Annotated in this window: 9 protein-coding genes; 2 read left to right on the forward strand and 7 right to left on the reverse strand. The window is 62.5% G+C overall.

What is annotated here, in order from left to right:
- Nucleotides 1-31: 31 nt before the first annotated feature.
- The 3 genes from trxC to EN780_RS38620 all read right to left on the reverse strand — a co-directional run bounded on the left by trxC (nucleotide 32) and on the right by EN780_RS38620 (nucleotide 2,707).
- A complete protein-coding gene (gene trxC, locus EN780_RS02405) occupies nucleotides 32-481 on the reverse strand; it encodes a thioredoxin TrxC (RefSeq protein WP_128271873.1) in 450 nt (149 codons plus the stop codon).
- Between the two features lie 33 nt (nucleotides 482-514).
- Nucleotides 515-2,368, reverse strand: coding sequence for a heavy metal translocating P-type ATPase (locus EN780_RS02410; RefSeq protein WP_128271875.1), 1,854 nt, complete (start codon nucleotides 2,366-2,368; stop codon nucleotides 515-517).
- Between the two features lie 162 nt (nucleotides 2,369-2,530).
- Nucleotides 2,531-2,707 (reverse strand): hypothetical protein, encoded by a 177-nt coding sequence (locus tag EN780_RS38620; protein WP_189556338.1) that lies wholly within the window; start codon nucleotides 2,705-2,707, stop codon nucleotides 2,531-2,533.
- A gap of 293 nt (nucleotides 2,708-3,000) precedes the next feature.
- Between EN780_RS38620 and EN780_RS02415 the strand changes: the two genes are divergently transcribed.
- Nucleotides 3,001-5,682, forward strand: coding sequence for a bifunctional acetate--CoA ligase family protein/GNAT family N-acetyltransferase (locus EN780_RS02415; protein ID WP_128271877.1), 2,682 nt, complete (start codon nucleotides 3,001-3,003; stop codon nucleotides 5,680-5,682).
- Between the two features lie 16 nt (nucleotides 5,683-5,698).
- Here EN780_RS02415 and EN780_RS02420 read toward each other — a convergent pair whose 3' ends face one another.
- Together EN780_RS02420 and EN780_RS02425 are read right to left on the reverse strand one after the other, a co-directional pair.
- Nucleotides 5,699-7,264, reverse strand: coding sequence for a bifunctional aminoglycoside phosphotransferase/ATP-binding protein (locus EN780_RS02420; protein WP_127282014.1), 1,566 nt, complete (start codon nucleotides 7,262-7,264; stop codon nucleotides 5,699-5,701).
- A gap of 47 nt (nucleotides 7,265-7,311) precedes the next feature.
- On the reverse strand, nucleotides 7,312-7,710 hold the full coding sequence (locus tag EN780_RS02425) for a cytochrome c (RefSeq protein ID WP_127282015.1): 399 nt from the start codon (nucleotides 7,708-7,710) through the stop codon (nucleotides 7,312-7,314).
- A 176-nt stretch (nucleotides 7,711-7,886) separates the two neighbouring features.
- Between EN780_RS02425 and EN780_RS02430 the strand changes: the two genes are divergently transcribed.
- A complete protein-coding gene (locus EN780_RS02430) occupies nucleotides 7,887-8,723 on the forward strand; it encodes a universal stress protein (RefSeq protein ID WP_127282016.1) in 837 nt (278 codons plus the stop codon).
- Nucleotides 8,724-8,768: 45 nt separating this feature from the next.
- On the opposite strand, the gene EN780_RS02435 is transcribed toward EN780_RS02430, so the two are convergent.
- Both EN780_RS02435 and EN780_RS02440 read right to left on the reverse strand, forming a co-directional pair.
- Nucleotides 8,769-9,965 carry an HlyD family efflux transporter periplasmic adaptor subunit gene (locus tag EN780_RS02435; RefSeq protein WP_127282017.1) on the reverse strand — a complete coding sequence of 399 codons (1,197 nt, stop codon included), beginning with the start codon at nucleotides 9,963-9,965 and terminating at the stop codon, nucleotides 8,769-8,771.
- Nucleotides 9,966-9,969: 4 nt separating this feature from the next.
- Nucleotides 9,970-12,333 carry an FtsX-like permease family protein gene (locus tag EN780_RS02440; RefSeq protein ID WP_128271879.1) on the reverse strand — a complete coding sequence of 788 codons (2,364 nt, stop codon included), beginning with the start codon at nucleotides 12,331-12,333 and terminating at the stop codon, nucleotides 9,970-9,972.
- Between the last annotated feature and the right edge of the window lie 4 nt (nucleotides 12,334-12,337).

Consider the following 12,337-nt stretch of genomic DNA (forward strand, 5'->3'; position numbering starts at 1 on the left):
GGCTATGAGCGTATCCATGAGGTTGCGGCTCTCAGGCTGTGGCCATCGGCAGGTGGTCGCGAACCCACCTGACGATTTGCCCAGCACTCATCGCGCCGGAGACGCGCGCAACCTCTTGCCCGCCGTGGAACAGGATCATGGTCGGGATGCCGCGGATACCAAGCCTGGCAGCGACGGCTTGTTCCCTGTCCGAATTCAGCTTGATCAGCCGGACATGCGGCTCCAGTTCCTGCGCTGCCGCTTCATAGGCCGGTGTCATCATCTTGCACGGGCCGCACCAGGGTGCCCAGATATCGACGACAACGGGCAGATTGCTTCGCGTGATCTGTCGATCAAAAACCTGGGCATCGACGTCCTCGGGATGACCAGAAAACAGCCTGTTCCCGCACTTTCCGCATTTCGCAGCCTTGGCATTGCGGATTGCCGGCAGGCGATTGACCCCGCCGCATTTGCTGCAAACCACCAAATCCTGCTGCGTCATGGTGCTATCCATCCATCCGCTTCGTATCATCGGTCATCGGCGTCCGAGATGTCCATTGCCCAGGGCGCGTAGCGCATTCAGGATAACCGCCACGTCGATCCCCTCTTGCAGCAGTGCTCCGGCAACCGGAGTGATCTGTCCCATGGCCGCCGCTGCCATTGCCATCCCCGAAAGCGCCAGCCCGACGATGATGCTTTGCAGGGCAATCGTCCGTGTTCGCCGGGCAATCTCGACAGCCTCGGCGACTGGCTGCAGCCTGTCGGTCAAAACGACAATGTCTGCGGCTGCGGAAGAGGCGGTGGCGCCGCGGGCGCCCAAGGCGATGCCGACCGTTGCGGCGGCGAGGGCAGGGGCATCGTTGATGCCGTCGCCCACCATCATTGTCGGTGCCAGGGCCTTCTCGGCTTCGACAGTCGCAACCTTTTTCGCCGGAGTTGCATCGGCGATGACGGCATCGAGGCCAAGCAATGCCGACACTCGCTCTGCCGCGGCGCCGTCATCGCCGGTGAGCATGACCATACGCTCGATGCCGGCGCTGCGGAGGGTGCCGAGCGCATCGCGAGCATCCGCACGCAGGGCATCTCCGAAGGTGAATACGCCGGCAAGGCGCCCGTCGAACGCCACGAAGACCCTGAGCACGGGCTCGTTCCGGTATTGCTCCTCACCGCATAGCGTCCAGCGGGGCAGCGGCCTGCCGGCGAGCACCAGCATTCGCGATCCTGCAAGGACCGATACATTGCCAACCTGCCCTTTCAAGCCCGCTCCGCGATATTCATGGACGCCATGCGGATGTGAAAGCATCAGCTGTCTGCCGCGGGCCGCGCGGATAATCGAGTCGGCGAGCACATGGTGCGAGGCCTGCTCCAACGATGCCAACGACTGCAGCAACTGGTCAGCTTCGTCGCCGGGTGCAACGTCGATCTCGACGAGCTCGGCGCCACCGATGGTCAAGGTCCCGGTCTTGTCGAAAATCGCGGTGCGCGCCTGCGCGAGGGCTTCTAATGCCGCGCTGCCTTTCATCAAGATGCCGGCACGCGCGGCGCGCGAAACGCCGCCAATGAAGGCGACAGGGGCTGCAAGGATGAGCGGACAAGGCGTCGCGACAACGAGAACCGCAAGCGCCCTGATCGGATCGCCGGAAGCATACCATGCGGTACCCGAGACCAGTAGGGTGGCTGGCAACAGGAACAGGGCAAAGCGGTCGGCCATGCGGATGAACGGCGCTTTCGCAGTCTGCGCCGCGGCGACCATACGCACGATCGCCGCATAGGTACTCTGTTCAGCCAGAGCGGAAGCCCGCATGCTGAAGGGCTCGCCGGCATTGAGGGTGCCGCTGCGCAGCGCGTCGCCGGCGCTTCGCCGTACCGGCAGCGGCTCTCCTGTTACCGCCGACTCGTCAACAGACGCCGAAGCATCGAGCAGGATCCCATCGACAGGCAACAATTCGCCGGCTCGCACCAGGAGTTCTTCGCCGACGGAAACCTGATCCACGGAGATCGTATCTGTACTTTGTGCCGACTTTCGATGTGCGACGCGCGGCGCCCGGTCGGTCAGCGCCTTAAGGTTCCGTTCGGCCCGACCGCGGGCAAAATCCTCGAGCACTGTGCCGCCAGCATACATTATCGCCACCACAACTGCGGCCAAGGGCTGGTCCAGGAGCAGTGCCGCGGACATTGAGACCAGCGCGATCGCATCGAGACCGAAACGGCCGATCCAGAAGTCGCGCAAGATGGAAATGGCGAGAGCCACCACTACGGGCAAGGTCGCCACCGTCCAGACCGTGCCTGCCTCGATGGATCCAAAGCCGAATTGCCTGATCCATAACCCGATGGCCAGGCCCAGGATGGCGATGACCAGCAACGCGCGTCGCAGGGCAGACTCGTTCATGCGATGCTTTCCGATTTTATCTAAAGCACCGGAGGTCGCGAAGCCGGGTCTTCGCCTATCCGGTCTCGCTCGATCAACGGGGGAGCGCTGGCCACCAGGTTTCAGCGTGCCACCTCACGCGGATGCTGGCCCGCTCTGTCGCGATCCGCCTCATGCAAACGATTAGTCGCCGTCGTTTAACGGAAAGAAGTGGACCACCTTTAACGTGATCGGGACGTCGTAGCCCTCGATCAGGACTGTGGCCCACTGGTCACCTAGATCGTCCTGCCAGGTGTCGGTGACGCGGCACCTCACGGCCAGATCCATGCCAACCTCGATCTTGTCCGTTCTCTTCGCCATCACCTTATCCTTTCAGCGGTTCGTAGACGGCTTCCGCTGAACTCTATGCTTGCCGATCTTGTGGGCCTTGATTTTGGTCAACCGCCAGAGGTTTCGGTTTGCGCCGCGATCACCTTTCGCGCCCTGAGACGACCTGGGGCGACCTGGTGCCAGTCGCATTGCGGGCAGTCGTCTGGGCAACCGGCCGCGGCAGAACCCCCGCAGTTGAAAGCGACAACCGAAGGCGACTTTGATCCAACGCAATGAACGGGCAAGATCGACCGGCAACTATCGCCACGAACGGAGAAATAGGGGTGACGATCCGAAATCTCGAACATGCTTTCGCCCCGAAGTCGGTTGCCGTGTTCGGCGCATCGGTGCACGACGGCTCTGTCGGTCGTGTCGTCTTCGACAACATCGTCAACGGCGGCTTCGAGGGCGAGATCTGGCCGGTCAATCCGAAATATTCGCAAGTGGCTGGGCGACGCTGCTATGCGACAGCGGCCGAATTGCCGGGCGTTCCGGATCTGGGGGTAGTCGTCACGCCACCAGAGACGGTCCCCGGTATCGTGCGCGACCTCGGGGAGAAGGGGACACGAGCGGCAGTCGTCCTGACTGCGGGGCTTACGCGCGAAAACGGTTTGCGCCAGGCGATGCTTGATGCCGCCAGGCCCACACTCTTACGCATCATAGGGCCGAATACGGTTGGTCTGATGCTCCCGCCCAAAAAGCTCAACGCCGGTTTCGCGCATATGGCAGCCAGACCCGGCAACATAGCCCTGTTGTCGCAATCCGGCGCCATTGCCACTTCGCTGATCGACTGGGCGGCGGACAACAATATCGGCTTCTCGCAAATCGTCTCGCTGGGCGACATGGCGGATGTCGATGTTGGAGATTGCCTCGACATGCTGGCTGGCGACGCGCGCACGAGGGCCATCGTTATGTATCTCGAAACCGTACCCAATCCGCGCAAGTTCATGTCTGCGGCACGGGCGGCCGCACGCATCAAGCCGGTCATCGCGATAAAGCCGGGTCGGCATGAGTTGGCGGCAAAGGCCGCGGCGACGCACACCGGCGCACTTTCAGGAGCCGATCGGGTAGTGGAGGCAGCTCTCCGGCGGGCGGGCATCTTGCGCGTGAAAGGTCTCGCTGAATTGTTCGATGCCGCTGAAACGATCGCCCGCTTCTCGCCTCTGGAACGAGCCCGTGTCGGTATCGTCACCAACGGCGGTGGCGCAGGCGTGCTCGCCGTCGACCAACTCGTCGACGGCAATGGCGAGCTGGCCGAGCTTTCGCAGACAACGATCGAGCGATTGAACGACGTGTTGCCGCGCACATGGTCGCACGCCAATCCGGTGGACATCGTCGGCGATGCGGCGCCCGAGCGCTACAAGGCTGCGGTCGAAGCCGTCGCGGCAGACCCTGGAACTGACGTCGTCCTGGTGATGAACTGCCCGACGGGACTTGGCTCGCCGCTCGCGGCGGCAGGTGCGGTGGCCGAACTTGCCAAGGCAGGCAGGATCTGCGGAAAGCCGGTATTGGGCTGCTGGCTGGGAGAACGCACGGCGCGCGAGGGCCGGCGTGTCCTGCAGGGTGCCGGAGTGGCCAGCTTCGAGACGCCTGCAGACGCCGCGATCGCCGTTTCCTACCTCAGCGACTGGTCGCAAGCTCAGCGGGCGCTGCTGCGCACGCCATCGAGCCGCCGCGAGGATACAGTCGGCGGCCGCGACACCGTGCTTGCCATATTCAGACAAGTGGCGAGCGAGCGACGGCGCATGCTGACGGAGCCGGAGGCCAAGGCCGTTATTTCCGCCTATGGCATTGCCGTGCCCGAGACGATCGTCGCCAGATCTCCTGCCGAGGTAGAGGCGGCTGCCAGACACCTGCTCAAAACGTCCGAACTTGTCGTCGTCAAGCTGTGGTCGAAGGCAATTTCGCATAAGTCGGACATTGGCGGGGTAGTGCTCAATATTGCCGCCGCCTCTGTCGCTAGGGACGCCGCAACCGCGATCCGGGCCCGGTTGCGCAAGCAGGCTCCGACAGCCACTGTTGAAGGCTATGCCATCCAGCCCATGGTGGTGCGAAGATACGCCCAGGAACTCATCCTCGGCATGAGCCGGGATCCGATCTTCGGTCCGGTCATCCTGTTCGGCTCCGGCGGAGTGGCGGTCGAGGTGCTGGATGACACAGCGATCGCCTTGCCGCCACTCGACGATGTTCTCGCGGGCGACCTGATCGAACAGACGCGGATCAGCCGGCTGCTTGCCGGTTATCGCGGTCGCCAACCGGCCGATCGTGGGGCAATCATCGCCGCGCTCAACGGGCTGTCGCAAATGGTCGTCGATTTTCCATGTCTCGTCTCAATGGACATCAACCCGCTGCTGGCTGATGCCGACGGCGTGATCGCGCTCGATGCCCGCATCGAGATCGATCCAGAACGCGTGGAGCAGCCAGCGCCAAACCCGGCGCTCGCAATAAGGCCCTACCCATCAGGCTGGAGCAGGGATTTTTCCGCGGACGGCGCCCGCTATCATATCCGGCCGATAAAGCCGGCCGACATTGTGCTCTATCCCGAATTCCTGGCGAGGATTTCGCCGGACGATCTGCGCCTGCGGTTCCTATCCCCGCGCAGGAACTTCCCGGACCAGATGCTCAAGCGGTTGACCCAACTCGACTATGACCGTGATATCGCTTTCGTCGCGCTGGAGGCGGGCACCGGCGCGCTGGCCGGGGTCGGCCGGCTTTCCTGCGATCCTGACCATAGGGTCGGAGAATATGCGTTGTTGGTCCGTACGGACCTGCAGGGCCACGGCCTTGGCTGGGAACTGCTCAGGCAGATCATCGACTATGCCAGGGCAGACAAGATCAACCGAATCGAAGGTATAATGCTTAGCGAAAACAGCAAGATGTTGGCTATGTGTCGCGAATTCGGCTTCTCCATCGCGCACCACCCCGACCAGGCAGGCCTGTCGTTGGCAACCTTGGAGGTCGGCTGAACGCGATAGCTTCTTCTTACGATGCTTCCTTCAAAGAGACGCTCCGAGAAGAGGAAGAAGCAGATAGCAAGCAATCCAGCAATTCAGCGGTGATGTCGGTGAGCTTTCGATCGGCCTCGACCCTGCGCCAGGTGGTCTGAGCTTCGCGACGCTGCAATTGCCGGGAGAGTATGTCGACAGTGGCGTCGGAAGGGCCACCCTTGCGCTCACTCACGCGCTGCCAGAGAACGAGCGCGTCCGCCGCCAACCAAAATCCGGCAAACGCGATGCCCCGCTCACGGGCGACCTTCTCAATCCGGTCACGGTCTATCTCTCGGTCGAATACGGCATCAGTGACAACGCAACCGCCTTGGGAAAGGATCAATTCGCTGCGCCATACCATTTGGCGATAGACTCGTTCCGACACGCCCGGTCGATAGGCCCTGTCCGGCAACGTCGTTTCGGCGGGCACCCCATGCATGGCTTTACGGATGCGGTCGCTCTCGACAATGCGCGCGCCAGGCGGCGCGCCGACATAGGGGGCGAGCGCCTCGGCGACGGTCGTCTTGCCGGAGCCGCTCAGGCCGCCGATCGCGATCAGCCGCGGAGGCTCGCTTCTGAGCAGAGTTCGGGCGAGTTCGAAATACGACCTGGCCTCGGCAACCAGCCTCTCGGAGTCGGAGCTGCCTTCCTCTACCTGCGTTGCAGTGACATGCGCGCGCACCGCGGCTCGCACCGCCATGAAAAAAGGCAGCAGGATGAACCCGTCCTCGTCGTCGGCTTCGTCTAGGTAGCGGTTCATCACCAGATTGGCGAATTCCGGAAAGCCCCGGTGCCAGAGGTCCATCAACAGGAAGGCGAGGTCGTAGAGTACATCGATGCCGGCTATCTTGTCATTGAATTCGATGCAGTCGAAGAGCCGGGGCCCGCCGTCGAACAGGCAGATATTGCGCAGATGCAGATCGCCGTGGCAGCGGCGGATCTTGCCCGCGGCCTCTCGCCGGTCGAGGAGGGCGGAATGGCGGGCGAGGGCGATACGAAAGGCCTCGGTGAACTGCTCAATCTCGTCTGTTTGAAAGACATGGCTGGTAGCAAAGCCGGCCGCGTTGATGTCGATCACGTCAGCGAGGTTCGATGACCCGCTGCCTGTGTGGATCTCCGACGCGCCGCGATGGTATCGCGCAATCATGCCCGCGACCGTCGTCAGCAGCGCGGGCGTCAGTTGGCCTGCGACCGCCATTCGATCGAGAAGCTTCGACTGGTCGAAGCGCACCATTTCGATTGCGGCATCAACCAGCTCTCCGGCTCCGTCGAACGCGAGCCTGCCGTCGATCCCTCGCGTGATCCGTCGCACACCCGCATAAAGGCCCGGCGCGGTCTTCGAATTGAGCTCCACTTCCTTCTCGCAGGCGGTGAGGCGGAGGGCAGGCGTCGAGAAATCGACATAGGGCAGCTTGACCGCTCGCTTGAGCTTGAAGGCGTGTCGGCCGACCAGGAAGATGCGCGAGATATGGGTTTCAACCACTTCCACTGGTCCGGTCTCGCCATATGTGGCGGGATCGAGCAGCAGCGCGCCCGCGGCTTCCTGCCTTTCAACGATCATTGCATGGCTCCTCTGCGCGGTGCCCGCGAGAACGTTCCACCTGGCGTCTATCGCTGCAGTGTCTGGACGTAGCCTGCCAGGTTGTGGATCCGTTCCGTGGTGACGATTTCTCCGGCGCTTGGCCCGTATTTCCTGACGTCATCGGGCAGGAATTGGCGGCCCCAGACCGGCATATCGCGCTCGCCATGTTCGGGCACCATGGTGCGGCCGTCGATCATGGCAAAGACGCGCCAATACGGAAATTCGCCACCATTGTTTTTCGAGAGACGCGTCAGGTCGGCCGGGCGCTTCATCAGTTCGTCGCCCAAGGGGCCGTCGCCTTTGCCATCGAGACCATGGCAGACCGCGCAGGAGTTCAGGTATTCCGCCTGGCCGTAGCTCATTTCCTGCGCAGTTGACGCATTGAAGGCCAGGCTTGTGGAAACTGCAGCGATCAGGAGCTTCATCTTCGTGTCCACCGATTGATCGGTTGAAGCTTACGCCTTCGGCGCGCGTCGCAGTTGATCGGGATCAATTGAGGCGCCGCAGATGATCTTTGATTCAGCTCAATGAACGCCGCGACCCATCTCGTTACGGTTGCAGGTGCAATTGAAGCCAAACTCAGCGGTCAGGAGCAGCTGCGATGTCATTCAAAACGATACTCACAGTCACGGAGCCGGGCATGAGTGACGTCGATCTGGAACTCGCTGCCGGCCTGTGCGAGCAGGTCAGTGCGCACCTCGCTGTTCTCGTGGTGACGCTCGCCGCGCCGCCGCCGGTAGGAGAGTTCGCAGTGGTCGTCTCAGAAGACTGGCTGAAGGAGCGCCAGGCAGATGAGAAACTCCTGAAGAAGAGAACAGCGGTCGTGGCGGCCTTCCTTGCTGGCCGCGCGCTTTCCGCCGATACCGTCAGCGCATATCCGGAAGCCGGCTGGGCCGACGAGACCATCGGTCGTCGCGCCCGGTATGCCGATATCACCATTGTGGGACCGGAAGTGCTTGCCGGCGAGACGCTGAAAAGCAAAGTGGTCGAGGGCGCGCTATTTTCTTCCGGAAAGCCTTTGCTGCTCATCCCCAAGGGTTCTAGGCCGACGCTGAAGCCGAAATGCGTAATGGTTGCGTGGGATACCCGCCTGGAGTCATCGCGCGCCGTTCGCGAGTCGCTCGACATGCTGATCGGCGCCGACGAGGTGCATCTCGCCCTGGTCGATCCTGTCGAGGGCGAAACCCATCACGGGGCGGAACCTGGTGCCGATGCCGCAGCCTATCTTGCCCGGCACGGCGTCAAAGTCACGGTCGACCGTCTGCCGAGTGCGAACCACTCTGTCGCTGACGTTCTTCGCCAGCACGCAGTCGATTGTGGCGCCGAGCTGTTGGTGATGGGCGCATACGGTCATTCGCGGTTGCGTGAACGGATTTTCGGCGGCGTCACCAAATCGATGCTCGAAGGCCCGTCCCTGCCAACCCTTCTGGCGCGCTGATCAACGAAAACACTTGGACCGGCCCGTTTCTGCGGTCGGCCAGGGCTATTGACGCCTCTCCACCGGGCCACCATCGCCAAGGGTGTCGGACGGGTGGACGACAACGGCAGCGCCGGGCTTCAGACCCGTCAGCACCTCGGCGACATCGTCATTCATGTGCCCGACCTGCACTTCCACTTGCCTAGCGCGACCACCGTCAGCGACAAAGACGTTCCACCGGTCGCCGTTTCTGAACAGCGCGCCGATCGGCACCTGCAGGCATTGGGCGCACGCCCAGACTGTCATTTCGACAAAGACCCGATATCCGTGGCCGAGCCGGACGTCGGTGTCTTCCAGATCCAGAACGACCGTAACCCTCTGCTCCTCGATGCCAAGCGCGGAAACCTTGGTGAATGCCGCTGGATCGACGCGTCTCACCGTCGCACGCAACCCATGATCGCCGCCCCAATCGCTGATCTTAGCCCCTGTCCAAGGGGCAATGCGAACGGCATCACTTGAAAGGAGGTCGACAGCGATTTCCAGATCGTGGACGTTGCCGATCTCGGCGATCTTGGCGCCAGCCGCTACCGCTTGTTCGCTCCTTGCCATGACGGCAAGAACCGTTCCGTCGATGGGTGCGAGAAGGTTGACGCAGCAGCTGTCACCGGTCGGGTCCGACGGATCGGGCTGCAGCAGGCGAGCCTCTGCGTTGGCAAGTTCGGCGTTTCTGAGCCGAATGACTGCTTTCGCCGCATCCACCGCGGCTTTCCGCACGTCGACTTCGTTGGTGAGCTTCTGCAAAGCGCTCTCCGAGACAAAGCCGGATCCGAACAGTTTGAGCGCGCGGACCAATTCGTCCTCGGCAAGCTTCAAAGCCGATTGCGCGCGCTGCAATTCGACCTCTGCAACACCGACACCAGCGCGCGCTGCATCGCGGCTGGCGAGCAATTCGGCTTCCGCCCGCCGGTCGATCAGTGGTGGGTCGAGCGGATGGATGGCAGCGACAACAGTATTGTTCGCCTTCACCACATCACCCTCGTTGACCACCGTGCGCGTCAGATGGCCCGCAATCGGCGCCGATACTGTGTAGACGTTGCGCACCCGCGTCATTCCTTCCTCTCGGACCGTGACTCGCATCGGCGCTGCGGCAACTTCAGCCAAATCCACCAGCGTTGGCTGCTCGCGCAAAGCCCAGCCGAAACCTGCAATCAACACAAGCGCGACAAGCGCGAGTCCGAGGCGTTTCATCCAGATCGACTTCATCGGACTAATCCCTTGTCTTGAGGACACGCACGAGATCCAGTCGGTCGATGCGACGCCGCACAATCAGTGCCGACAGCGTGGCCACTGCGAGCACGACCAGGCTGGCAAGCGCGAAAGTCGAACGGTTGACCACGAACGGTATGCGGAAGAGATCGCTTTCGAAGCCCCTGACCACCGACCACGAGAAGAGATAGCCGAGCATCCAGCCAAGAGGCTGCGCCAGAGCCACGATGGCTGCCAGTTCTATGAGCAGGACGCTCGAAACCTCGCTTCTGGTGAAGCCGAGCACGCGCAAGCCGGCGAGTTCTCGGGCGCGCTCGGAAAGCTGAATGCGGGCCGAGTTGTAGACAACGCCGAAGGCAATGATGACGGCAAGCGCCGTGTAGACGGTGGTCATGATTGTGATGTTCTCTCCAATCGTCTCACGGAAGCGCTGACGCGATATGCCCTGCAGCGCGATCGAGGCGATAGCCGGCGTTTGTTTGACGGCGCTGTAGAGGTCGCCGAGGCGTGCCGGATCGATAGCTACCCTGACCCCGGAAATGCGTGGTCCGCCGCCAACCAGCCGGTCGAGTGCCTCGGTCCGCATGTAGACGGCGAGCCCGACATAGCTCTGGACAATGCTGGTCACGGGAACGCGGACCATTTGATGCGCCCGTTCGAGCAGTTCGACCTCCGCCAAATCTCCAATTCGCAGGTCGAGTAGCGATGCGACCCTTTCGGATAGCGTGAGGCCGGCCGGTGGCGGATCGATCGGAGCGAGATCGAGATCGAGAACCCTGGCGAGATCAGCCTTTGGCGGAACACTGGAGATCACCAGCCGGCGCTCGCGATGGCCGTGGCGCAGGATCACAGCCGTTGCCCGGAACGGTTCGGCGCGCAGCACGCCAGGCATGGCGGCGACCGACTGCAGGGCGCGTGTTGATTGCTCCACACCGAATGACAAGGTCGCGTCCTGCCGCTCGGCACGGAAGAAAACCGTGTCGACCATGAACGCTATGGAATCGAAGGAGAACAGCGCAGTGACCAGCAGAGCGACGGCGAGTGAGATCCCCAACGCCGTCAGCAAGGAGCGCAAAGGCCAGCGCAGCAGATGTCTGAACGCCATGATGGTCAATTGCGAAAACGCCGAAAGGAGACGGCCTTCGCCCGTGAGGAAGCTCTGGTATCGAGCCGGTGCAGGTGGTTGCATGGCGACCGCCGGCGGAAGCGTGATGACGCTCCAGATCGCCCGTGCCGCGCCTAACAGGGCCGCCAGTGCGCTTGTGGTGGCGGCGACGGCATAGAGGTCGAGACTTTGCTGGAAGATGAGGAAGGGAAAGGAGAAGAACCGCGCATAAAGCGTGGTGAGGCCGTGGCCTAGCCAATTGCCGGCACCCGCGCCAATAGCGATGCCGATCGACGCGATCACCAGCGTCAGCTTTCCATAGTGCCAGCCGATTGCCCCCGATCCGTATCCAACGGCCTTCATCAACCCGATCTGTTCGCGCTCGAGCACGATCAACCGTGACAGGATCATGTTGACCAGGAAGGCGGACACAAAGAGGAACACCGGGGGGATGACGGTGGCCATTGCACGGAGCTGGATCAGCTCATTGTCGAGAAATGCATGGGATATCTGGTCGGTGCGCCCATGCGTCCCGGTTCCTCCATATGGCTTCAGGATACGATCGACTGCGTCCTCGACCGCCTGGATGCCGGCACTGCGCTGGGTGCGCATGGCGACATCGTTGAATGCGCCATCCATGTCAAAGATGCCGGCAAGTACGGTTCGGGGCATGAAGAAGACGCCGAAGCGCCGCGGGTCTGGCACCATGTCGCCAGGGCCGAGCGCGTAGATGTATTCGGGTGTAAGTACGATGCCCGTGACGGAAAGCGTCCGCTTGCGGCCGTTCAGGATGGCATCGAACGTGCTTCCGGGCGCCATGCGGCGCGCGGTCGCGAAACGCTCGGTCACCGCTACCTCGCCGGGCCGTCCGGATTCGGGCAGCCGGCCGTTGCGCAGGTAAAGTCTGTTGACAGCAGGCTCGCCGCGATCGGGGATGGAGACGGCAATGGCGGTTGCCGGCTCCGCCATGCCAGGCATGTCCAGCAAAACCGGCTTGACGATACGCAATTCGATGCCGCTTATCCCCGCGATCGATGCGATGCGCTCGCGAAGATGCAGCGGCGCGCGCGTCAGCCCGGAAAAGACGGTGGCAAACCTGTAGCGGTCGTAGAATGCGTTGCGGGTTTGCTCCAGCGAGCGATAGCCGCCGACGGCGATGACGATCGTCGCGACGCCGCATGCCATGACAAGCGCAATGGCGAGGACTTGCGCCCACATTCGCAGCAGATCGCGCAGAAGTTTGCGATCGAGAACCGACACGACG

The sequence above is a fragment of the Mesorhizobium sp. M4B.F.Ca.ET.089.01.1.1 genome (genome assembly GCF_004022605.1).
In the GTDB taxonomy this organism is placed as follows: Bacteria; Pseudomonadota; Alphaproteobacteria; order Rhizobiales; family Rhizobiaceae; genus Mesorhizobium; species Mesorhizobium abyssinicae.

Bases quoted from the DNA above. Each gene is read 5' to 3' on its own strand.
- trxC (WP_128271873.1), bottom strand. From the start codon at position 481: ATGACGCAGCAGGATTTGGTGGTTTGCAGCAAATGCGGCGGGGTCAAT.
- EN780_RS02410 (WP_128271875.1), bottom strand. From the start codon at position 2,368: ATGAACGAGTCTGCCCTGCGACGCGCGTTGCTGGTCATCGCCATCCTG.
- EN780_RS38620 (WP_189556338.1), bottom strand. From the start codon at position 2,707: ATGGCGAAGAGAACGGACAAGATCGAGGTTGGCATGGATCTGGCCGTG.
- EN780_RS02420 (WP_127282014.1), bottom strand. From the start codon at position 7,264: ATGATCGTTGAAAGGCAGGAAGCCGCGGGCGCGCTGCTGCTCGATCCC.
- EN780_RS02425 (WP_127282015.1), bottom strand. From the start codon at position 7,710: ATGAAGCTCCTGATCGCTGCAGTTTCCACAAGCCTGGCCTTCAATGCG.
- EN780_RS02430 (WP_127282016.1), top strand. From the start codon at position 7,887: ATGTCATTCAAAACGATACTCACAGTCACGGAGCCGGGCATGAGTGAC.
- EN780_RS02435 (WP_127282017.1), bottom strand. From the start codon at position 9,965: ATGAAGTCGATCTGGATGAAACGCCTCGGACTCGCGCTTGTCGCGCTT.